Origin of the sequence: Quadrisphaera setariae, from assembly GCF_008041935.1 — a bacterium.
Taxonomy (GTDB): domain Bacteria; phylum Actinomycetota; class Actinomycetes; order Actinomycetales; family Quadrisphaeraceae; genus Quadrisphaera; species Quadrisphaera setariae.
Genome location: NZ_VKAC01000002.1, coordinates 70,042 through 90,383, shown reverse-complemented (window position 1 = coordinate 90,383; position 20,342 = coordinate 70,042). Strand labels below are relative to the sequence as shown.

At 74.6% G+C, this 20,342-nt stretch carries 19 protein-coding genes and 4 tRNA genes; 8 read left to right on the top strand and 15 right to left on the bottom strand.

Annotated features, from left to right (window positions below):
- Positions 1 to 31: 31 nt before the first annotated feature.
- A complete protein-coding gene (kynU, locus tag FMM08_RS03625; RefSeq protein WP_222710374.1) occupies positions 32 to 1,339 on the top strand; it encodes a kynureninase in 1,308 nt (435 codons plus the stop codon).
- Positions 1,336 to 2,088: an aminoacyl-tRNA hydrolase gene (locus FMM08_RS03620; protein WP_147924995.1), complete on the top strand. Its 753-nt coding sequence runs from the start codon at positions 1,336 to 1,338 to the stop codon at positions 2,086 to 2,088. Before kynU ends, FMM08_RS03620 begins: the two co-directional genes overlap by 4 nt.
- Positions 2,089 to 2,115: 27 nt before the next feature.
- On the opposite strand, the gene FMM08_RS23300 is transcribed toward FMM08_RS03620, so the two are convergent.
- Positions 2,116 to 2,475, bottom strand: a complete 360-nt coding sequence (locus FMM08_RS23300) for a Uma2 family endonuclease (RefSeq protein WP_222710373.1) — start codon at positions 2,473 to 2,475, stop codon at positions 2,116 to 2,118.
- 311 nt (positions 2,476 to 2,786) lie between these two features.
- Here FMM08_RS23300 and FMM08_RS03610 point away from each other — a divergent pair, with 311 nt between their 5' ends.
- Together FMM08_RS03610 and FMM08_RS03605 are read left to right on the top strand one after the other, a co-directional pair.
- On the top strand, positions 2,787 to 3,239 hold the full coding sequence (locus FMM08_RS03610; RefSeq protein ID WP_147924994.1) for a TetR/AcrR family transcriptional regulator: 453 nt from the start codon (positions 2,787 to 2,789) through the stop codon (positions 3,237 to 3,239).
- On the top strand, positions 3,239 to 3,607 hold the full coding sequence (locus FMM08_RS03605) for a hypothetical protein (RefSeq protein WP_147924993.1): 369 nt from the start codon (positions 3,239 to 3,241) through the stop codon (positions 3,605 to 3,607). Before FMM08_RS03610 ends, FMM08_RS03605 begins: the two co-directional genes overlap by 1 nt.
- 436 nt (positions 3,608 to 4,043) lie before the next feature.
- Here the strand turns inward: FMM08_RS03605 and pdxS are convergent, their stop codons facing one another.
- The 11 genes from pdxS to FMM08_RS22830 form a co-directional block, all read right to left on the bottom strand.
- Positions 4,044 to 4,955 carry a pyridoxal 5'-phosphate synthase lyase subunit PdxS gene (gene pdxS / locus FMM08_RS03600; RefSeq protein ID WP_147924992.1) on the bottom strand — a complete coding sequence of 304 codons (912 nt, stop codon included), beginning with the start codon at positions 4,953 to 4,955 and terminating at the stop codon, positions 4,044 to 4,046.
- A gap of 97 nt (positions 4,956 to 5,052) precedes the next feature.
- Positions 5,053 to 5,676 (bottom strand): NUDIX hydrolase, encoded by a 624-nt coding sequence (locus FMM08_RS03595; RefSeq protein ID WP_147924991.1) that lies wholly within the window; start codon positions 5,674 to 5,676, stop codon positions 5,053 to 5,055.
- Positions 5,677 to 5,680: 4 nt separating this feature from the next.
- Complete coding sequence (locus FMM08_RS03590) at positions 5,681 to 6,271, bottom strand: hypothetical protein (protein WP_147925287.1); 591 nt, start codon at positions 6,269 to 6,271, stop codon at positions 5,681 to 5,683.
- 17 nt (positions 6,272 to 6,288) lie between these two features.
- Positions 6,289 to 7,557: a glycosyltransferase family 4 protein gene (locus tag FMM08_RS03585; protein WP_147924990.1), complete on the bottom strand. Its 1,269-nt coding sequence runs from the start codon at positions 7,555 to 7,557 to the stop codon at positions 6,289 to 6,291.
- Entirely contained in the window at positions 7,554 to 8,621 is a 1,068-nt protein-coding gene (locus tag FMM08_RS03580) for a phosphatidylinositol mannoside acyltransferase (RefSeq protein WP_222710371.1), read from the bottom strand. Before FMM08_RS03580 ends, FMM08_RS03585 begins: the two co-directional genes overlap by 4 nt.
- Positions 8,608 to 9,252 carry a phosphatidylinositol phosphate synthase gene (gene pgsA / locus FMM08_RS03575; RefSeq protein WP_147924989.1) on the bottom strand — a complete coding sequence of 215 codons (645 nt, stop codon included), beginning with the start codon at positions 9,250 to 9,252 and terminating at the stop codon, positions 8,608 to 8,610. Before pgsA ends, FMM08_RS03580 begins: the two co-directional genes overlap by 14 nt.
- Positions 9,253 to 9,293: 41 nt before the next feature.
- On the bottom strand, positions 9,294 to 9,965 hold the full coding sequence (locus tag FMM08_RS03570) for an HIT family protein (protein ID WP_439653544.1): 672 nt from the start codon (positions 9,963 to 9,965) through the stop codon (positions 9,294 to 9,296).
- On the bottom strand, positions 9,962 to 11,956 hold the full coding sequence (gene thrS, locus FMM08_RS03565; protein WP_147924988.1) for a threonine--tRNA ligase: 1,995 nt from the start codon (positions 11,954 to 11,956) through the stop codon (positions 9,962 to 9,964). Before thrS ends, FMM08_RS03570 begins: the two co-directional genes overlap by 4 nt.
- Before the next feature lie 45 nt (positions 11,957 to 12,001).
- Positions 12,002 to 12,655, bottom strand: a complete 654-nt coding sequence (locus FMM08_RS03560; RefSeq protein WP_222710370.1) for an MOSC N-terminal beta barrel domain-containing protein — start codon at positions 12,653 to 12,655, stop codon at positions 12,002 to 12,004.
- A gap of 82 nt (positions 12,656 to 12,737) precedes the next feature.
- A tRNA-Val gene (locus FMM08_RS03555) sits at positions 12,738 to 12,809 on the bottom strand.
- Between the two features lie 41 nt (positions 12,810 to 12,850).
- Positions 12,851 to 13,384 carry a PGPGW domain-containing protein gene (locus tag FMM08_RS22830; protein ID WP_187279528.1) on the bottom strand — a complete coding sequence of 178 codons (534 nt, stop codon included), beginning with the start codon at positions 13,382 to 13,384 and terminating at the stop codon, positions 12,851 to 12,853.
- A gap of 138 nt (positions 13,385 to 13,522) precedes the next feature.
- On the opposite strand from FMM08_RS22830, the gene FMM08_RS03545 reads away from it, so the two are divergent.
- Positions 13,523 to 13,945, top strand: a complete 423-nt coding sequence (locus FMM08_RS03545; protein WP_147924987.1) for an SsgA family sporulation/cell division regulator — start codon at positions 13,523 to 13,525, stop codon at positions 13,943 to 13,945.
- A 436-nt stretch (positions 13,946 to 14,381) separates the two neighbouring features.
- Here the strand turns inward: FMM08_RS03545 and FMM08_RS03540 are convergent.
- From FMM08_RS03540 to FMM08_RS03530, 3 genes are all read right to left on the bottom strand, one after another.
- Positions 14,382 to 14,456 (bottom strand) — tRNA-Val (locus FMM08_RS03540).
- A 22-nt stretch (positions 14,457 to 14,478) separates the two neighbouring features.
- Positions 14,479 to 14,549 (bottom strand) — tRNA-Cys (locus FMM08_RS03535).
- 43 nt (positions 14,550 to 14,592) lie between these two features.
- A tRNA-Gly gene (locus tag FMM08_RS03530) sits at positions 14,593 to 14,665 on the bottom strand.
- A 240-nt stretch (positions 14,666 to 14,905) separates the two neighbouring features.
- Between FMM08_RS03530 and glgX the strand changes: the two genes are divergently transcribed.
- From glgX to FMM08_RS03515, 3 genes are read left to right on the top strand one after another with little or no spacing between them, the layout of a single operon-like run.
- A complete protein-coding gene (glgX, locus tag FMM08_RS03525; protein ID WP_147924986.1) occupies positions 14,906 to 17,074 on the top strand; it encodes a glycogen debranching protein GlgX in 2,169 nt (722 codons plus the stop codon).
- Positions 17,071 to 19,686: a malto-oligosyltrehalose synthase gene (treY, locus tag FMM08_RS03520; RefSeq protein WP_147924985.1), complete on the top strand. Its 2,616-nt coding sequence runs from the start codon at positions 17,071 to 17,073 to the stop codon at positions 19,684 to 19,686. The genes glgX and treY overlap by 4 nt, the downstream gene beginning before the upstream one ends.
- A gap of 2 nt (positions 19,687 to 19,688) precedes the next feature.
- Positions 19,689 to 20,330, top strand: a complete 642-nt coding sequence (locus FMM08_RS03515) for a peptide deformylase (RefSeq protein ID WP_147925282.1) — start codon at positions 19,689 to 19,691, stop codon at positions 20,328 to 20,330.
- The last annotated feature ends 12 nt before the right edge of the window (positions 20,331 to 20,342 follow it).

Genomic DNA, 20,342 nt, shown 5'->3' with positions numbered 1-20,342 from the left:
GTCCATGGTCCCAGCCCGGCAGGATGGGCGGGTGACCACTGCTGATGATCACCCGGCCGGCCCGGCGGCGACCACTCCGGCGACCGCCCCGCCGGAGCTGGCCGAGCGCGCCGCCGGGCTCGAGGCCGCGGACCCCCTGGGCGACCTGCGCGAGCGCTTCGACCTGCCCGACGACGGCTCGGTCTACCTCGTGGGCAACAGCCTCGGCGCCCTGCCGCGCGCGGTGGCGCCCGCCGTCGCCGACGCGGTGCAGCGCCAGTGGGGCCGGGCGCGCGTGGGCGGGTGGAACACCGAGGGGTGGTGGGGCGCACCGCAGCGCGTCGGTGACCGCATCGGCGCGCTGGTCGGGGCGGCTCCCGGCCAGGTGGTGGTGGGCGACTGCACCAGCGTCCAGCTCCACAAGGTCCACCTGGCCGCGGCCGCCGAGGCGAAGAGGCACGACGACCGCCGCCGCGTCGTCGTCGCCGATCCCGGGTCCTTCCCCACCGACCTGTTCGTGCTGGCCTCCGACGCCCGCCTGGCAGGGCTGGAGGTCGTGCTCGCCGCGCCGCCGGACGTGCCGTCCGTGCTCGCCGCCCGCGGCGACGAGGTCGCCCTGCTGGCCCTCAGCCAGGTCGACTACCGCACCGGCGAGCTGTGGGACCTGCCCGGGCTGACCCGGGCCGCCCACGACGCCGGCGCGCTGGCGCTGTGGGACCTGTGCCACTCCGCCGGGGTGGTGCCCGCCGACCTCGACGCGAACGACGTCGACTACGCGGTCGGCTGCAGCTACAAGTTCCTCAACGGGGGCCCGGGCGCCCCGGCGTGGGTCTACGTGCCCCACCGCCTGCAGGCGGGCTTCGCCAACCCCGTGCCGGGCTGGAACTCCGCAGCGCAGCCCTTCGCCATGACCCGCGAGTACACCCCGGCCCCCGACATCGCGGTGGCCCGGACGGGCACGCCTCAGATGATCAGCCTGCTGGCGCTGGAGGCCGCCCTGACCGCCTACGACGACGTCGACGTCGACGCGGTGCGCGCGAGGTCGGTGTCGCTGACGGGCTTCGCCCTGGAGGCGCTGGACGCCCTGGTGCCCGAGGTCGAGGTGGTCACCCCGCGCGACGCGGACCGCCGCGGCAGCGCCCTCGCGCTGCGCCACCCGCAGGCGTGGGGGCTGTCGCGCGCGCTGCACGCCCGCGGCGTCGAGGGCGACTTCCGCGCGCCCGACGTCGTGCGGTGGGGCGTCGCGCCGCTGTACCTCTCCCACGCCGACGTGATGGCCGCCGTCGTCGCGCTGCGGGCCGTCCTCGACGCTGGCGAGCACGAGGCTGCCGAGCACGCCGAGCGGCCGACGGTCACGTGAGCGAGCAGCCGGACGAGCGGTCCTGGCTCCCGCCGGAGGAGGAGCCGTGGGCGCTCTCGCTCGTGGTGAGGGTCGAGCGGGAGGACGCCGGCGGTCCCCCGGCGCACACCGACGTGCTGGTCGCGGCGGCCCGCGCCGTCGTCGCCCTGCTCGTCGACGAGCGCACCACCGAGCCCGACGGCGTCTTCCACGACGCTGTGACCCGGTGGCGCGGCCAGCGGATCCGCAAGATCGGTCGCCGCGCGCGCGGATCCCGCTGGGAGCGGACGGCGCAGCTGGAGCACGTCGAGGCCCGGGCGGGCTCCGCGCGGGTGCGGGCGTTCGCACCGCACCCGCGCGACGACGCCCCGAAGGTCCTGCGGGACCTGCAGGTCGGAGGCCTGGAGCTCACCGACCCCGAGTCCCCTCCCCGCGGGCAGGGATCCCCCGCAAGCGGGAGGTACCCCCAGTCAGCCACCCCCGTGGGGCCCGTGCTGACCATCCGACTGGCACCGGGAGTGGGGATGAGCACCGGCAAGGCCGTCGCTCAGGTCGGCCACGCGGCGCAGCTCGCCCTCGAGCGCCTCGACCGCGCCACCGTCGCCGGGTGGCTGGCCGGCGCAGAGCCCGACGTGGCCACGGGCCTCGCTGTCGTCGTCACCCAGGGGGCGCCCGCGCTGCCGGCGTCGCAGCGGGTGGACGTCCGCGACGCCGGCTACACCGAGGTGGCCCCGGGCACCGTCACCGTGAGCGCCGGCTTCGAGGGCTAGCCCACCCGCGCTCGGACACCTCCAGCGTCAGCTGGAGTCGGCGAGCAGCTCGTCGAGCACGAGCGACAGCTCGTGGCCCTCGATGGTCACGACGAGCGCCGCCGACCACGGCACCCGCTCCACGCTCGCGCAGCCGCCCTCGACCGGACCGGTGTGGACGACGACCTCGTGGGCCGGCAGGTCGACCACCCCGCAGACGGAAGCCCCGGCAGCCGCGCAGACGCGCGGCTCGTGCACGAGGTCGAGCCGCTGGCTCGACTGCGCCACCTCCACCACGAGGGCCGCGGTGTCGGGGTGCGCTCCGGGGCGACGCAGGACGACGGCGACACCAGGCTCGGGCTGCGACCGGGGGCCAGCCAGAACGGTGAGTGCGTCCGCACCCGCCACGGCACCGGCACGGTCTGCGCCAGGGCGTGGCCCAGCTCGCCGACGACCTCGTCGTGCTCCCACCCCTGCGGCACCACCTCGACCAGCACCCCTTCCAACAGCTCCACCGGAGGGCTGTCGCAGCCGTCGGGTCCGACCATCCGGTCGAACTGCTCGCGGGTGACGCCGACGCGGTGGACCTCCGGGTCGCTCTCGAGGGGCTGCGCGCTCACGCGGGCCACCCTCCCTGCGACGTCCGACAGCGCGCCAGACCGGTGACGTGCCCGTCCCTGTTATTGACTGACCGTTCATCCATGTACGAGGATGGGGCCATGGCCCGACCCAGGAGCTTCGACGAGGCGGTCGTCGTGGACGCCGCCACGCACTGCTTCACCGACCTCGGCTACGCCGCGACCTCCGTCGACGACCTCGTCATCGCCACCGGCCTGCACCGCGGCAGCCTCTACGGCGCCTTCGGCAGCAAGCGCGGCCTCTTCCTGGCCGCCCTGGCCCGCCACACCTCCAGCCCCCGCGAGGCCCCCGAAGACGACGAGCGAGCGCTCGACCTGCTGCTCGTGGCCTCGCTGGAGCTGGCACCCCACGACGACGAGGTCCGGGACCTCGTCCGCGACGCCTGTGGCGCGCTCGGCCCGACTGCCGTCACGGTCCTCGGGCGGCGCCTGCTGGAGCGAGCCCACCTCGAGGACGACCTCCCCGAGGCGGAGGCGCCCCCCGTGGTCCCCACCGGTCCGACCCCGACGACACCAGCAACGAGGAGGGCGTGATGGCACGCATCAGGGTCAGCGACGGACAGCTCGAGGTGCGGCTCGTGGGCCTCGACGCCCTGTGGGCGCTCCGGCGGCGCCTGGTGGTGCCGCTCTCAGCGGTCCGCGGGGCCACGGCAGACCCGGGCGCCGCCGCCGAGCCCAAAGGAGTCCGCGCCCCGGGGCTGCACCTGCCGGGCGTGGCCGCCGTGGGCACCTTCCACCGCGGCGGGGACAAGACGCTGTACGCCGTGCACTCGGGCCGGCGGACCGTCGTCGTCCAGATGGAGCCGGGAGCGGACACGTCGGGCTTCGCCCGGGCGGTGGTGGAGGTCCCGGACCCCCGCGCCGCCGTCGACGACGTCAACCGGGCGCTGAGCAGGCGCTGAGGCTCAGCCGGCGGGTGGTGCGCCCGGCGACGCCCCGGGGCCCGGCTGGGCCGCGGGGTCGGGCGGACTCCACCGGCACGCCTCACGGGGCTCGCGCCGCCGCGTCGCCCCGCGGCAGCGCGGGCACATCCGCGTGACGCGCTCACCGGTCCGGGACGCCGGCGCGTCGTCCCAGGACACGTGCGGGAGGCGCTCCAGCTGCGAGCGCGACAGCGCCAGCCCGCAGACCGTCTGGTGGGTGCCGGGCTCCCACGCGTGGGCCTCCCCGGCAGCCGCGGTCCTGTCCCCAGGTGCCCGAGGTCAGCTGCGGACGGGGTGGCAGAGAGCCAGCGAGAACCGCCGAAGCGCCACCGCAGGACGACGACGGCCGGCGGCCCCTCACGGGACGCCGGCCGTCGTCAGGAGCTCGCTGCAGGCGGTGCAGCGAGCTGTCAGCTCACCAGCCGCGCTGCGCCAGGCGGTGCGGCTCGGGGATCGCCTCGACGTTGAGACCGACCATGGCCTCGCCCAGGCCGCGGGAGACCTTGGCGATGACGTCGGGGTCGTCGTGGAAGGTGGTGGCCTGCACGATCGCCTCGGCGCGCTGCTGCGGGTTGCCCGACTTGAAGATCCCGGAGCCCACGAAGACGCCGTCAGCGCCCAGCTGCATCATCATCGCGGCGTCGGCCGGGGTGGCGATGCCGCCGGCGGTGAAGAGCACGACGGGCAGGCGTCCGGCCTCGGCCACCTCCACGACGAGGTCGTAGGGGGCCTGCAGCTCCTTGGCGGCGACGTAGAGCTCGTCCTTGCTGAGCGAGGTCAGCCGCTGGATCTCCGCGCGGATGGTGCGCATGTGCGTGGTGGCGTTGGAGACGTCACCGGTGCCCGCCTCGCCCTTGGAACGGATCATGGCCGCGCCCTCGGTGATGCGGCGGAGCGCCTCCCCGAGGTTGGTGGCGCCGCAGACGAAGGGCACGGTGAACTGCCACTTGTCGATGTGGTGGGTGTAGTCGGCCGGGGTGAGCACCTCGGACTCGTCCACGTAGTCGACACCGAGGCTCTGGAGCACCTGCGCCTCGACGAAGTGGCCGATGCGGGCCTTCGCCATGACGGGGATGGAGACCTCGGCCTGGATGGCGTCGATGAGGTCGGGGTCGCTCATGCGGGCCACGCCGCCCTGCGCGCGGATGTCGGCGGGGACGCGCTCGAGGGCCATGACGGCCACGGCGCCGGCGTCCTCGGCGATGCGCGCCTGCTCAGCGGTGACGACGTCCATGATCACGCCGCCCTTGAGCATCTCGGCCATGCCGCGCTTGACGCGGGAGGTGCCGACCTGGGGCTGCGAGGCAGAGGTGGAGGACTCGGACATGCCTCCCATGGTACGGCGGCGCGCCGAGGGCGACGCACCGCCTGATCAGGCCGGGAGGCCCTTCCACCTGCGGCGCGGCGGCGTCCTGGCGAGCGCCTCAGTCGCCGATGTGGCGCAGCACACCGTCCCAGCCGCCGGCCAGCTCCTCGACGAGGTCCACGAGGGCGTGCGGGTACACGGTCGCCCCAGCCTCCTGGGCTGCGGCCAGCTCCGGCAGCGACCACCAGCGCAGCTCGTCGAGGACGTCGCTCTCCAGCTCCGTCCACCCCGCGGTGGAGACGCCGCGGGCTCGCGCCCCGGGCACGAGGGCGAGGAAGAAGAGCTCGTCCTGGCGGCACGTGCGGGCGAGGAAGTCGAAGACCGCGCTGCGCTCCCCCACCGGGCCGACCAGCTGCTCCGCGGTGACCTCCAGCCCCGTCTCCTCGCGCAGCTCGCGCGCGGCCGCGGCGCGCGGGTCCTCCTGCGGCCCGATGCCGCCGCCGACGGTGAACCACCACGAGCGCTCGGGCTGGTCGGCGTCGTGACCGCGCACCAGCAGCACGTGGAGGCCCTCACCGCCGTCGTCGTCCTGGCCGGCAGCGCCGGTGGGGTCCACGAGCAGCACGCGGGCCCCGCGGCGGAACCACAGGCCGTCCTCGCCGAGGACCCACTCGTCCGGCTCCGCCCCACCAGCTGCGCCGGCCCCGTCAGCGGCTCCGCCTGCACCGAGCGACTCGACCACGGCGTCAGCCTGTCAGCCGCTCGGCCGGACCCGCCTGCCGGGGCGGACCGTGCGGGCGCCGGGGTGCGAGCGCGGGCGGCTCGTCGTCGACGTCGAAGGTGCGCGGCATCGGCGCCCTGCCCGCCAGGTGCGCCCACCGCTCCACGCGGCGACCGCGGGTGCGCCGGGCCGCCACCACGGCGTCGTTGGCGAAGCGCCTGGCCAGCACGACCCGCTCGCAGGCGGTGGCGAGGTCGGCGAGGAGCTCCTCCACCACCGGCTCGCGGCGGTCGTGCAGCACCTGCACCGCCCCCGGCGTGAGCACCGCGCGCAGCGCGCGGGTGAGGTCGGACTCCACCACCTCGCGCTCCAGCTCCTCCAGGGGCGCTGTCGCCTCGGCCGCGGCGGAGGCGAGGAGCAGCGCACTGGCCGGGTCGAGGGCTCCGCTGGCCGCGAGCGCCTCGGTGGCGGCGGCGCGGCGCAGCAGCGCCGCGTCCAGGGCGGCGCGGGTGGTCTCCACGCGCACGTGCATCCGGTCGAGCCGCGCCGCGCGCGCGGTGAGCCACCACGCCAGCCCCCCGAGGACGACGACGACGGCCAGCAGGACGGCCGGCAGCAGGAGCACGTGGTCGCTCACGGCAGCACCTCACCAGTGCGCACGGCCGGCGCCGGCAGCTGCGCCGTCGCCGTCGTGTCGCGCCACTGGGTGAGCAGGCGCCCCGCGGCGGGGTCGTCGCCGAGCTCGCCGAGGGCGGCCTCGCCGCCGCGCACCCCGCTGAGCACGGTCTCGTAGACGGTGAGCACGCGGTGGGCGACCACCGACCAGTCGTAGCGGCGGACGGCTCGTGAGGCCTCGCCGGCGAGGCGCCGGCGGCGCTCGTCGTCGCCGAGGAGCGACGAGGCAGCCGCCGCCAGGGCGGCGGGGTCGCCCACGGGCACGAGCTGCCCCAGCGCGCCGCCGTCGAGCACGCGGGAGAAGGCGGGCAGGGCGCTGGCCAGCACGGGGGTGCCGGCGCTCATGGCCTCCACCAGGACGATGCCGAAGCTCTCCCCCGCCGTCTGCGGCGCCACGTACAGGTCTGCGGAGGCCAGCAGGGAGGCCTTGTCCGCCTCGCTCACCGAGCCGAGCAGCTCCAGGCAGTCAGCGTGCTCCCCGGCGAGCGCGCGGGCGGCACGGGGGTCGCCGCGGCCGGCGACGAGCACGCGCAGCCCGGGGTGCTCGGCACGCAGGACCGGCAGGGCCTCGGCGAGCACCCCGAAGCCCTTGCGCGGCTCCTCGAAGCGCCCCAGGAACAGCAGGACCGGCGCCCCGGGGCGCCCGCGCCACTCCTGGCGGACGGGGGCGCTGGCGTACCGGTCCACGTGCACGCCGTTGGGGACGACGACGGCGTCTCCCCCCAGGTGCTCGACCACCCGGCGGCGGGCGTCCTCGCTCACCGCGATGCGGGCCGACAGCTTCTCCAGCCCGGGCCGCACCAGCGGCAGGGCCGCCTGCAGGGCCCGCGAGCGCAGGGACGCGGTGTGGAAGGTGGCCACCAGCGGCACCTCGGCGGCCAGCATGGCGATGAGGGCGATGCTGGGCGTGACGGGCTCGTGCAGGTGGACGACGTCGAAGCCGCCCTCGGCGAGCCACCGGCGCACGCGCAGGCCCACCACCGGGCCGAAGCTCACCCGCGCCACGGAGCCGTTGTAGGAGACCGGGACCGCCCCACCGGAGGAGACCAGCCAGGGCGGGAGCGGGTCCGGCTCCCCCCCGGCGGGGTCCGGGGCGGGCGTGGAGACCGGCGCCAGCACGGAGACCTCGTGCCCCTGCTCCAGGAGCACCTCGGCGAGGTCGGCGACGTGGGCCTGCACGCCTCCGGGGACGTCGAAGGAGTACGGGCAGACCAGCCCCACCCTCACGGCGCCGGCTCCCGCGCCGGGACCAGCGCCTCCGCAGCGGTCAGGCCAGCCGGGCCGCCGGTGAACACCCGCTGGAGCATGTGCCAGTCCGCGGGGTGCTCCCGCACCGCGGCGCTGAGCACGTCGACGCAGGCCTGCGTCATCGCGGCCGTCTGGGCCTTGCGGTCCGGCCGCTGCCCCGGCCCCGCGCCCGGAGCGCCGGGGGCGGTGACACGGGGGTGGACGACGGCGACCGCCGTCCACGACCGCCACGGGCTGCGCCGGAGGGACGAGGGCTCGTAGTGGACGCTCACGGGGAACAGCGGCGCCCCCGTGGTCAGCGCCAGCGCCGCCGGGCCCGCCGCGGACCGCGACGGGTGCCCCAGCAGCTCCACCGGTACACCACCGCCGGACAGGTCGCGGTCGGCCAGCAGCGGCACGAACGCCCCGCCGCGCAGCGCCCGCACGAGCGAGGCGAAGCTGCCGCTGGAACCGCCGCGCTCCACGGCGACCACGGTCAGGCCCAGGCGCTCGCGGAAGGCGAGGAACGCCTCGAAGACCTCCGCAGGCTCCAGGCGCTCGGCCACGGTGACCACCGGGGCGTCCCACACGGCGGCCGCCCAGGCACCCACCTGGTCCCACGAGCCGGAGTGCCCGAGGAAGGCGACCGCGCCGCGGCCCGCCTCCAGCGCCTCGACCAGCTCGGCCAGACCCTCCCCCTCGACCCGGGTGCGCTCGAGCAGCTGCTGCGGGGTCCACACGTGCAGGCGGAAGGCGTCGGCCCAGTAGCGGGCGTAGGAGCGCATCCCCGCTCGCACGAGCCGTCGCAGGTCCTCGCCGGAGGCCCCGGTGGCGCGGGCCAGGTTGCCCTCCAGGCGGCGGACCCCGGGACCGCCCCGGCGGGCGGCGACCTCGGCGCCCAGCGACGCCGCCGCGCGGACCAGGGCCTCAGGGAGGCGGGGGACGACGGCGAAGGCCGCGCGGTAGCCGAGCGCGGCCGCACCGGGCCGACCTGCGAGCGGTGCTCCGCGCCGGGTGATGAGCCGCGCGGGGGTCCGCCGGCGCCCGCCGTCAGGTGCCGGCACGAGCCGGCTCGTCCTCGGGCAGGAGCTGCCGGCGCACCAGCGCGAGGCGCTGCCCGACGGTGACGCAGCTGGCCGCCGCGAGCAGCGCCAGCACCACCACGAGCACGGTCTGCGGCAGGCCCAGTCCGACGAAGGCGGTCACCACAAGGGTGGCCACGAGGCGCTCGCTGCGCTCGGCGATGCCGACGTCGGCGCGCGCACCGGCCGCCTCCGCGCGGGCGCGGGCGTAGGAGACGACGAAACCGAGGGCCATGTTGGCCAGCGCCAGCACCGCCAGGCCCCGGGCCCAGGGCGTCTCCGCACCCGATCCGGTGGCGTAGAGCACCAGTCCCCCGAAGACGGCGGCGTCGCCGAACCTGTCCAGGGTGGAGTCGAGGAAGCCGCCCCAGGCGCTGGTGCGCCCGGACATCCGCGCCATGGTGCCGTCGACCGCGTCGGAGAAGACGAAGCACGTGATGGCGATCGTGCCCCAGAACAGCTGCCCCTGCGGGTAGGCCACCAGGGCGGAGACCACCACGCCGAGGGTCCCGACCACGGTGACCGCATCAGGGCTGACGCCCCGGCGCAGCAGGAAGGCGGCCAGCGGCGTCAGGACGCGCGCCAGCCAGGCGCGGGCGTAGCGGTTGAGCATCTCGTCTGCAGGCTAGCGGGCGGACCCGCGCCGGGCCTGCTTCAGGCCCGGGCCGCTGGGCCGGACGAGCCGCTCGACCCGCTGCCCGAGGTGGTGCTCGTGGTCGTTCCGGGCTCGCCCGCGGCGGCCCACGCGTCGGCGAGCTTGGCGCGGGTGTCGGCGAGCAGCTCGGGGAGGGCCTTGGTCCGCCCGATGACCGGGAGGAAGTTGGCGTCGCCGGTCCAGCGGGGCACGACGTGCTGGTGCAGGTGCGCGGCGATGCCGGCCCCTCCCGCCTGGCCCTGGTTCACGCCGAGGTTGAACCCCGAGGGGTTGCTGACCCGCGCGAGCACCCGCAGCGCGCTCTGCGTGAGCGTGGCGACCTCCACGGTCTCCTGCGGCGTCAGGTCCACGTAGCCGGCCACGTGCCGGTAGGGGCAGACCATGAGGTGGCCCGGGTTGTAGGGGTAGAGGTTGAGCACCACGAAGCAGAGCTCACCCCGGGCGACGACGAGCGCGTCCTCGTCCTCCAGCGACGGCGCCCGGCAGAACGGGCAGCCGGAGCCGGCGGCCGCGCTCGGCGGCTTGTTCTCGCCGCCGATGTACGCCATGCGGTGGGGCGTCCACAGTCGCTCGAAGCCGTCGGCCTCGCGGGCGAAGCCGCTCGGGTCCTCCGCGCCCACCGGGTCGAACGGAGCGGCGGGCGGTTCCACCGAGGACGACGGCTCGCTCACACCTGGACCCGGGTGCGGACCGCCTCGACGATGCGCTCCACGGCCTCCGCGACCGGCACGGCGTTGTCCTGCCGACCGTCGCGGTAGCGGAAGGAGACCGCACCGGCCTCGACGTCGTCTCCGCCCGCGATGAGCACGAACGGCACCTTCGCCTTGGAGTGGGTGCGGATCTTCTTCTGCATGCGGTCGTCGGAGTCGTCGACCTCGGCGCGGATCCCCTGCGCCTTGAGCTGGCGGACGACGTCGTGCAGGTGCGGGGCGAAGTCCTCCGCGACCGGCACGCCGACCACCTGCACGGGCGCGAGCCACGGGGGGAACGCCCCGGCGTAGTGCTCGACCAGCACGCCGAAGAACCGCTCGAGGGAGCCGAACTTCGCCGAGTGGATCATCACCGGCTGCTGGTGGGAGCCGTCGGCCGCGGTGAACTCCAGGCCGAAGCGGGCCGGCTGGTTGAAGTCGTACTGGATGGTCGACATCTGCCAGGTGCGGCCGATGGCGTCGCGCGCCTGCACGGAGATCTTCGGGCCGTAGAAGGCCGCGCCGCCCGGGTCGGGGACCAGCTCCAGGCCGGTGCGCTCGGCGCAGCCGCGCAGCACCTCGGTGGCCTGCTCCCACTCCTCGTCGGAACCGATGAACTTGTCGCCGGTGCCGCGGGTGGACAGCTCGAGGTAGTAGTCGTCCAGCCCGAAGTCCTTCAGCAGCCCGAGCACGAAGCCGAGCAGCTTCTCGACCTCGGCCGGCGCCTGCTCGGGAGTGCAGTAGCTGTGGGAGTCGTCCTGGGTGAGGCCGCGCACGCGGGTCAGGCCGTGCACCACGCCGGACTTCTCGTAGCGGTACACCGACCCGAACTCGAAGAAGCGCAGCGGCAGCTCGCGGTAGGAGCGCCCGCGCGACCTGAAGATCAGGTTGTGCATCGGGCAGTTCATGGCCTTGAGGTAGTACTGCGCGTTCTCGAGCTCCATCGGCGGGAACATCGTGTCGGCGTAGTACGGCAGGTGGCCAGAGGTCTCGAAGAGGTGCTGCTTGGAGATGTGGGGCGTCCCGACGTAGTCGAAGCCCTCCTCCACGTGCCGCCGGCGGACGTAGTCCTCCATCTCCCGCTTGATGACGCCGCCGCGCGGGTGGAACACCGCCAGGCCGGAGCCGATCTCGTCGGGGAAGGAGAACAGGTCGAGCTCGGCACCCAGGCGGCGGTGGTCGCGCCGCTCCGCCTCGGCCAGGCGCTCCAGGTGGGCGCGCAGCTCGTCCTTGGACGGCCACGCCGTGCCGTAGACGCGCTGCAGCTGCTGGTTCGCCTGGTCCCCCCGCCAGTAGGCGGCGGCGGTGCGCGTGAGCTGCCAGCCGTTGGCCAGCAGGCGGGTGCTCGGCACGTGCGGGCCGCGGCACAGGTCCTTCCAGGCGACCTCGCCGCCGCGGCGGACGTTGTCGTAGATGGTGAGCTCACCGGCGCCGACCTCCACCGACGCGCCTTCTGCCACCTCGTCACCCGCCTCGGGGCTGCCGGTACCGCCCTTGAGGCCGATCAGCTCGAGCTTGTACGGCTCGTCGGCCAGCTCCGCGCGGGCCTCCTCGTCGGTGACGACCCGGCGGCGGAAGGTCTGGCCCTCCTTGACGATGCGCTGCATCTCCTTCTCGAGGGCCTTGAGGTCCTCGGGGGTGAACGGCACCTCGACGTCGAAGTCGTAGTAGAAGCCGTCGCGCACCGGCGGGCCGATGCCGAGCTTCGCCTGCGGGTGCAGCGACTGCACGGCCTGCGCGAGCACGTGCGCGGTGGAGTGGCGCAGCACGTCGAGCCCGTCCGGGCTGCCCACCTCGACCGCCTCGACGACGTCGCCGTCGGCCAGCTCCGTGGTCAGGTCGCGCAGCTCGCCGCCGATGCGGGCCACGACGACGTCGCGGCGACCCTCGTACAGCTCGGCGGCCGTGGTGCCCGTCGCGACCCCGCGCTCGGCACCGTCGACCACCACGCGCAGGACATCAGGCTCAGACACGGCCGTGACTCTACGGCGCTGGCCAGTGCGCCCGCCGGGCCCCCGTCAGGTGTCCAGCAGGACGACGACGTCGCCGACGCCGACCACCCCCGGCTCGACGACGTCGGCGTACACCCCCAGGCAGCGCTTCGGGGTGCGGGTGACGCGCAGCAGCGGCCCGGGCGCCGCGTCCGCCCGCTGCAGCCGGAGGCGCCGCCCCACCCACGTCCGCTCCTCGCCCGGCTGCGCGAGCGCCGGGTCGAGCTCGACGACGACGTTGGCGCGCTCACCCGGGTCGCAGCCCGCGGGCGCGTCCGGGGCCTCGGCGGCACCGGCGGCCACCAGGTGCACCGCCGCGCCCTCGCGGTGGGGCCCCGGGGCACCAGCGGCCCCCACTCCCGCGGCCCGGGCGTCGTGCAGGCGGGTGCCGGGACCAGCCAGCCGGACGGGCCAGCCGTCCCCCGGGGCCGCAGCTCCGCCAGCGGCTCCTGCCGGCCGCACGCGCAGCGCGTCGTCGTCGACGGAGGCCACCCACGCGGCCAGCTCCGGCACGTCGCGGGCCCGCACGGGCTCACCGGCGGCGTCGAGGAGCTGCCAGCGCCGGTCGTGGGCGAGCCCGGCGGCGTCCAGGGAGACGCTCGCGGGGAGGTCCCCACCGGCGGAGCGCAGAGGGAAGCGCCGCAGCAGCGCGACCCGGCCGACGACGACGCCGTGGTCCACGGACGACCTCCTCGCACGACCGAGACGACCCTGGGAACGCTGAAGGGCCGCCCCACAGGAGGGACGGCCCTTCAGCGACCGGTGGGCGATACTGGGATCGAACCAGTGACCTCCTCGGTGTGAACGAGGCGCTCTACCGCTGAGCCAATCGCCCGGTGCGGAGAACACATTACAGGTCTCCCGCGGTGCTCCTCGTCAGGGGTCCACGCCGGGGATCCGGCCGAGGAACGCCACGGCCTCCGCGGGCAGCACCGCCGGTGGCCCCACCACCACGAGGAAGAGCCAGGCGCCGCCGAGCGCGCAGGCGATCGCCGCACCCGAGCCGGTGAGGCGCAGCCACAGCGGCTGGCGGGCGGCCCAGTGCGTGAACCGCCGCACAGCGATCCGCGCGCGCTTCAGGAGGCGGTGCGCCCAGGCGAACTCGCTCGCCAGCACGGCCAGGCCGGCGAGGACCAGCGGGATGCCGCCCGGTCCCGGCAGCCAGCCGGTGGCGGCCCCCAGGAGGATGAGGAACACGCCGACGCACGCGACCACCACGCGGTAGACGCGGTGCTTCTTGGGGTCCGCGCGGACCCTGGCGCGCCACTCCCAGCGGTCGCGGCGCTCCCGGCGGGTGGAGCCCGGTCCGCCGCGGGAGGCTCCGGTGCGCGTCCGACCAGCGGCGGGACCGGTCGGCGCGGGGGTCGCGGCGTCGTCGGGAGCGGGAGGTACCGGCGGCGCAGGCTGCACCCGCCTAGGGTACGTCTCGTACGACACGCCGCCCGGGGGTGTTTGATCCGTCCGGGACGGGGGAACATCGAGGGTGTCCGACCCGAAGGGGTCGGCGACGCCGCCGGCTCCGGCCGCCGCTCACCGGGGAGGACCACCGTGCCCAAGGGCTCAGCTCACGTCGACGCCGAGGTCGAGCTGCGCCTCGTCGTCCCCGAGTCGGGCAAGGTTCCGGTCTCCGTGGAGTTCGGCTACGGCGTCCACGACCCGTTCGCCGTCACCGCTTCGTTCCGCGGCGACGGCGGCTCGATCGAGTGGGTCTTCGCACGCGACCTCCTGCGGGAGGGTCTGCGCCGCCCCACGGGCGAGGGGGACGTCCAGGTGTGGCCCGGCGAGGCCGACGGCACGGAGGTCGTGCTCGTCTCGCTCAGCTCCCCCGACGGCCACGCCGTCCTCGAGGCCGACGCTGCTGACCTCCGCGACTTCCTCGACCGCACCCACGCCCTCGTGCCCCCCGGGGCCGAGAGCCGCCACGTCCACGTCGACGACGAGCTCGCCGAGCTCCTGGGCCGCGCTGTCTAGCTCGAGACCCAGCTCCCGCTCGGACGAGGAGGGCGCCACCCCGATGTCGGGGTGGCGCCCTCCTCACGTCCACCCGGCCGCCCGCGACGATCACGCGCCTCAGCGCCGGTCCAGAGCGCCAGCATCGGCCGGCACACGGATCCGGTGGGCAGGCTCAGTGCCGGCGGGCCGGCTCGGTGCCGGGTCTGACCCCGGAAGCGGCACTGGACCTGCCCGCCGGCACTCGGGCTGCCCGGTGACCCCGCGACGACCGGCTCGCGCGGCCAGGACCCCGGAAGGCGGCGGCGCAGCCGCACGGCCGACTGCGGACGTGACGCGCGAGGGCATGACTGTCATGGGGGTGGGGTGCGAAAGGGCCGCGACGGGACGCGCCCGACCGGCAGCTGCCCGCAGGTGCACGAAGACCCCGGTCCGCCAGCGGATCCGGGGTCTGACCTGGTGGGCGATACTGGGTTCGAACCAGTGACCTCTTCCGTGTCAAGGAAGCGCGCTACCACTGCGCCAATCGCCCGTGCGTCACCGAGGTGCGCATGAGGTGGAGACGGGATTCGAACCCGTGTACACGGCTTTGCAGGCCGTTGCCTCGCCTCTCGGCCACTCCACCGAGGGGCATCCGAGTCCGAGCGACCCTCGTGCGGTGCCCTCCGAGCGGACGACGGGATTCGAACCCGCGACCCTCACCTTGGCAAGGTGATGCTCTACCAACTGAGCCACGTCCGCGTACCGGCCTTGCGGCCGAACAAGAAGAACATTACTTCACGCCCGGGGCCCACGTCGAACCGCCCCCCCTCTCGGCCTCACCGGGGGTTCTCGCCGGAGCCGCCCGGAGGTCGCCGCAGTGCCGTCCGGAGGTCATCCGCCGACCCTTCACGAGGCGCCGGCGACCGCCCTCGGCCAGGATGACCCCAGCCCGGCGCCCGGAGCGGCGGGCCGCACGACAGACGCCCGTGAGAGGACGCCATGCAGGTCTGGCCAGGACGCCCCTACCCGCTGGGGGCCACCTTCGACGGCGCGGGGACCAACTTCGCGCTCTTCTCGGAGGTCGCCTCGCGCGTGGAGCTCTGCCTCGTGGACGAGCGCGGGCGCGAGACGCGCATCGACCTGCCCGAGGTCGACGGCTTCGTGTGGCACGCCTACCTGCCGCGGGTCCAGCCCGGGCAGCGCTACGGCTACCGCGTGCACGGCCCGTACGACCCGGCCGCGGGCCACCGGTGCAACCCCAGCAAGCTGCTGCTCGACCCCTACGCCAAGGCCATCGACGGCCAGGTGGACGGGCACGAGTCGCTCTTCAGCTACTCCTTCAAGGACCCCTCGCGCCGCAACACCGCGGACAGCGCCCGCCACACGATGCTGTCCGTGGTGGTGAACCCCTACTTCGACTGGGGCACCGACCGGCCACCGCGTCGGGACTACCACGAGACGGTCATCTACGAGGCGCACGTCAAGGGCCTCACGATGACCCACCCCGGCCTGCCCGAGGAGATCCGCGGCACGTACGCCGGCATCGGCCACCCCGCGATGGTCGAGCACCTCACCGACCTCGGCGTCACCGCCATCGAGCTCATGCCCGTCCACCAGTTCGTGCAGGACACCCACCTGCAGGAGAAGGGCATGACCAACTACTGGGGCTACAACACCATCGGGTTCTTCGCCCCCCACAACGCCTACTCCTCCACCGGCACCCGCGGGCAGCAGGTGATGGAGTTCAAGTCGATGGTGCGCACGCTGCACCAGGCGGGCATCGAGGTGATCCTCGACGTCGTCTACAACCACACCGCCGAGGGCAACCACATGGGCCCGACGCTGGCCTTCCGCGGCATCGACAACGCGGCCTACTACCGCCTGGTCGACTCCGACAAGGCCCACTACTACGACACCACCGGCACCGGGAACTCGCTGCTCATGCGCTCCCCGCACGTGCTACAGCTGATCATGGACTCGCTGCGGTACTGGGTGAACGACATGCACGTCGACGGGTTCCGCTTCGACCTGGCGAGCACCCTGGCCCGGCAGTTCCACGAGGTCGACCGCCTGTCGGCCTTCTTCGACCTGATCCAGCAGGACCCGGTGGTCTCGCAGGTCAAGCTCATCGCCGAGCCGTGGGACGTCGGCGACGGCGGCTACCAGGTCGGCGGGTTCCCCCCGCTGTGGACGGAGTGGAACGGCAAGTACCGCGACACCGTCCGCGACTTCTGGCGCGGCGAGCCGAGCGCGCTGGCCGAGTTCGCCAGCCGCATCTCCGGCTCCTCCGACCTGTACGAGCACAACGGCCGCAAGCCCATCGCGTCCATCAACTTCGTCACCGCGCACGACGGCTTCACGATGCGCGACCTCGTCTCGTACAACGAGAAGCACAACGAGGCCAACGGCGAGGGCGGGCGCGACGGCGAGAGCCACAACCGGTCGTGGAACTGCGGGGTGGAGGGCGAGACCAAGGACAAGGAGGTCGGCGCCCTCCGCGCCCGCCAGCAGCGCAACATGCTGGCCACCCTGCTGCTGTCCCAGGGGGTGCCCATGATCCTCCACGGCGACGAGCTGGGGCGGACGCAGAAGGGCAACAACAACACCTACTGCCAGGACAACCGCACCTCGTGGGTGGACTGGAACCTCACCGACGAGCAGCGGGACCTGCTCCGCTTCACCCAGCAGGTGATCTCGGTGCGGATGAGCCACCCGGTCTTCCGCCGGCGCCGGTTCTTCGCCGGGGACGCGCACCACGGCGGGGAGAGCGCGCTGGGCGACATCGCCTGGTTCACCCCCGCCGGCGTCCACATGACGCACAGCGACTGGTCGACCGGCTACGCGCGGTCCCTCGGCGTGTTCCTCAACGGCTGGGCGATCCCCGAGCCCGACCCCCGTGGAGAGCAGATCGTGGACGACAGCTTCTACATCATGTTCAACGCCTCGCACGAGGACGTCGTCTTCACGCTCCCGCCCGAGGAGTACGGCCACGAGTGGCGGGTGGTGGTCGACACGCACTCACCGCCGGAGACGCCGCGGCCCGCGGTGCCGGCGGTCATCGCACTGGCCGCTGCCGAGGCGACCGGCCCGTACACGGCTGGTTCCGACGTCACGGTGGCCGGGCGCAGCCTGCTCGTGGTGACCCGTCCCTCGGTGGAGGCGCTGTGAGCGAGAACCAGCAGACCGGCCAGCAGGGCGGGCAGGGTGGCTCCGCCGCGCAGCACCGCCCCGCGCCCGGCAAGCCCGTCCCGGTCTCGACGTACCGGCTCCAGATCCGTCCGGAGTTCGGCTACGACGACGCGACCGCCGTCGTCGACCACCTCGACGCCCTGGGCGTCTCGCACGCGTACCTCTCCCCGCTCCTGGAGCCGACGCCGGGCTCGGCGCACGGGTACGACGTGGTCGACCACAGCCGCGTCAACCCCGAGGCGGGCGGCCGCGAGGCCCTCGACGTGCTGGTGCAGCGGCTGCGCAGCAAGGGCCTGGCCGCCGTGGCCGACGTCGTCCCCAACCACATGGCGGTGCCGACGCCGGCGCGGCTCAACCGCGCCCTGTGGTCGGTGCTGCGCGACGGACCGGACTCCCCCTACGCGCGCTGGTTCGACGTGGACTGGTGGACGTCGGGGCACGCGCTCCTCATGCCCGTGCTCGGATCCCGGATCGGGCAGGTGCTCGGCAGCGGAGAGCTGGTGCTCGACACCTCGGGCAGCGAGCCGCTGCTGCGCTACTACGACCACGTCTTCCCCGTGCGCCCCGGCACGGAGACGCTGCCGCTGGCCGAGCTGGTGGACCGCCAGTGGTACCGGCTGGCGCACTGGCGCGTGGCCGACGAGGAGCTGAACTACCGCCGCTTCTTCGACGTCGACACCCTGGCCGCCATCCGCGTGGAGGACCCCGAGGTCTTCGACGCCAGCCACGAGCTGCTGCTCGAGCTGCTGGAGTCCGGCGAGCTGGAGGGGCTGCGCATCGACCACCCCGACGGCCTCGCCGACCCTCGCGGGTACGTGCGCCGCCTCGCGGAGCGCTCCGGCGGGGCGTGGGTGGTGGTGGAGAAGATCCTCGAGGGCACCGAGGTGCTCCCCGACGACTGGCCCGTGGCCGGCACCACCGGCTACGACGCGCTGCTGCGCGTGGGAGGGCTCTTCGTGGACCCGGCCGGCGCCGGGCCGCTGTCGGCGCTGCTGGCGGAGGTCACGGGCGAGGCGACCGGGTTCCCCGCCGTCGTGTCCGCCGCCAAGCGCGAGGTCGTCGAGGCGGGTCTGTACGCCGAGGTCCACCGGCTGGTCCAGCTGCTGGTCCAGATCGTCGCGGCGGACGTGCGCCTGCGCGACCACACCGAGCGCGCCCTGCGCGAGTGCGTGGTGGAGCTGCTGGTGGCCTTCCCGCGGTACCGCGCGTACGTGGTGCCGGGAGAGCCCGCCCCGGCCGAGGCGCAGCGGGTCCTCGAGGAAGCCGCGGAGCAGGCGCGCGAGCACCTGCCCGAGGAGCGGTGGGACACCCTCGCCGTCGTCGTCGACCTGCTCCTGGGCCGCGAGGTCGGCAGCGCCGGTCGCCAGGCGGACGCCGACCGCGCCGAGCTGGTGGTGAGGTTCCAGCAGACGTGCGGGCCCGTGATGGCCAAGGGCGTGGAGGACACCGCGTTCTACCGCTGGTTCCGCCTCGCCGGTCTGAACGAGGTGGGCGGCGACCCCGACCGGGTGGGCGTCGCACCGGAGGAGTTCCACGCCTACTGCGCCCAGCAGGTGCGCGACTGGCCGGTGGCCATGACCACGCTCACCACGCACGACACCAAGCGCGACGAGGACGTGCGGGCGCGGCTCGCCGTCCTCTCCGAGCTGCCGCTGGAGTTCGCCGAGGCGCTGCGCCAGTGGCGGCGCCTGGCGGCCGAGCACCGCCGCCAGGAGCTGGACGGGCAGACCGAGCACCTCATCTGGCAGACGCTGCTGGGCACCTGGGGCTCAGGCGTCCGCGACGGCAGGCCGGGCGGCCCCATCAGCGGCGAGCGCCTCCTCGGCTACCTCGAGAAGGCCATCCGCGAGGCGAAGCTCCACACCACCTGGACGAACCCCGACGAGGCCTACGAGGACGCCGTGCGGTCCTTCGCGGTGGGCGTCCTGGGTGACTCCGCGGTGGTGGACGCCGTCGAGGCGTTCTCGCAGCGCATCGCCGAGCCGGTGCGCGTGGGCGTGCTCGGGCAGAAGCTCGTCCAGCTGACGATGCCCGGCGTGCCGGACGTGTACCAGGGCACCGAGGTGGTCTCGCTGTCCCTGGTCGACCCGGACAACCGCCGTCCTGTCGACTACGCCGAGCGCCGCCGACGGCTGTCCCGCATCGACTCCGGCGCCCGGCCCGTCGACCTGTCGGACGAGAAGCTGCTCGTGACCTCCCGCGCGCTGCGCCTGCGCCGCGAGCACCCGGAGTGGTTCGTCGGCGAGGGCGCCACGTACGCCGCGGTGGCCACCTCCACCGGCAACGCCGTGGCCTTCGGGCGGGGCAGCGCCGACGTCGACGGCGGAGCCCCCCAGGTGGTGGTCGTGGCCACGCGCCTGGCGGCCTCCCTGGAGCGGCTCGGCGGCTGGGGGCAGCACTCGGTCGTGCTGCCCGGGGCGTCCGGCCCAGGCGCGTGGCGCGACCTGCTCACGGGCGCCCTGCACGACGGCGGCGCCGTGGCGCTGTCGCGGCTGCTGTCCGCGATGCCCGTCGCGCTGCTCGTCCGCGAGGGTGCGAGCGAGGTGGCTGCTGCCGCCACGGGCGCCGTGGTGGAGGATGCTGCGCCGTGAGCATGGCCCAGCAGTCGAGCCCCACCAGCGTCGTTGACGGCATCCACCGCCCGATGAGCAGCAAGGACCTCCGCAAGGCGGTCGGCAAGCTGCTGCGCGGGACACAGCCGCTGCCCATCGTGCAGGCGGGCCACCCGGTGCTCCGGGAGGTCGCCCAGCCCTACGACGGTGAGCTCTCCCCCGAGCTCATGGCCGACCTCGTCGAGGCGATGAAGGTCTCCATGCACGCCGCTCCCGGCGTGGGGCTGGCAGCTCCCCAGGTCGGCCTGGGCCTGGCCCTCGCCGTCGTCGAGGACTCCGGGGACGACGAGGACGACCCGCGCGAGCGGACGGACCTGCCGTTCCGCGTGATCGTCAACCCGTCGTACTCGCCGGTGGACGCGGCCGGCGAGGCGGTGGACGTCGAGTCCGCCGAGCGGGTGGTCTTCGAGGAGGGCTGCCTGTCGGTGGTCGGCTACGAGGCCGAGGTGGCGAGGTTCCGCTCGGTGCGCGTGGTCGGGCAGGACGAGACGGGGCGCGCCTTCGACGACGTCTTCCACGGCTGGGCGGCGCGGATCATGCAGCACGAGATCGACCACCTCGGCGGCGGTCTCTACATCGACAAGGCCGACCTGACGTCGCTGTCCTGGACGGGACGCGTCTGACGCTGGCCGCGC

Excerpts from the sequence above, each read along its gene's own strand:
- FMM08_RS03515 (WP_147925282.1), top strand. The coding sequence starts at position 19,689 with ATGGCCCAGCAGTCGAGCCCCACCAGCGTCGTTGACGGCATCCACCGC.
- pgsA (WP_147924989.1), bottom strand. The coding sequence starts at position 9,252 with ATGCTCAACCGCTACGCCCGCGCCTGGCTGGCGCGCGTCCTGACGCCG.
- FMM08_RS03610 (WP_147924994.1), top strand. The coding sequence starts at position 2,787 with ATGGCCCGACCCAGGAGCTTCGACGAGGCGGTCGTCGTGGACGCCGCC.
- glgX (WP_147924986.1), top strand. The coding sequence starts at position 14,906 with ATGCAGGTCTGGCCAGGACGCCCCTACCCGCTGGGGGCCACCTTCGAC.
- FMM08_RS03605 (WP_147924993.1), top strand. The coding sequence starts at position 3,239 with ATGGCACGCATCAGGGTCAGCGACGGACAGCTCGAGGTGCGGCTCGTG.
- pdxS (WP_147924992.1), bottom strand. The coding sequence starts at position 4,955 with ATGTCCGAGTCCTCCACCTCTGCCTCGCAGCCCCAGGTCGGCACCTCC.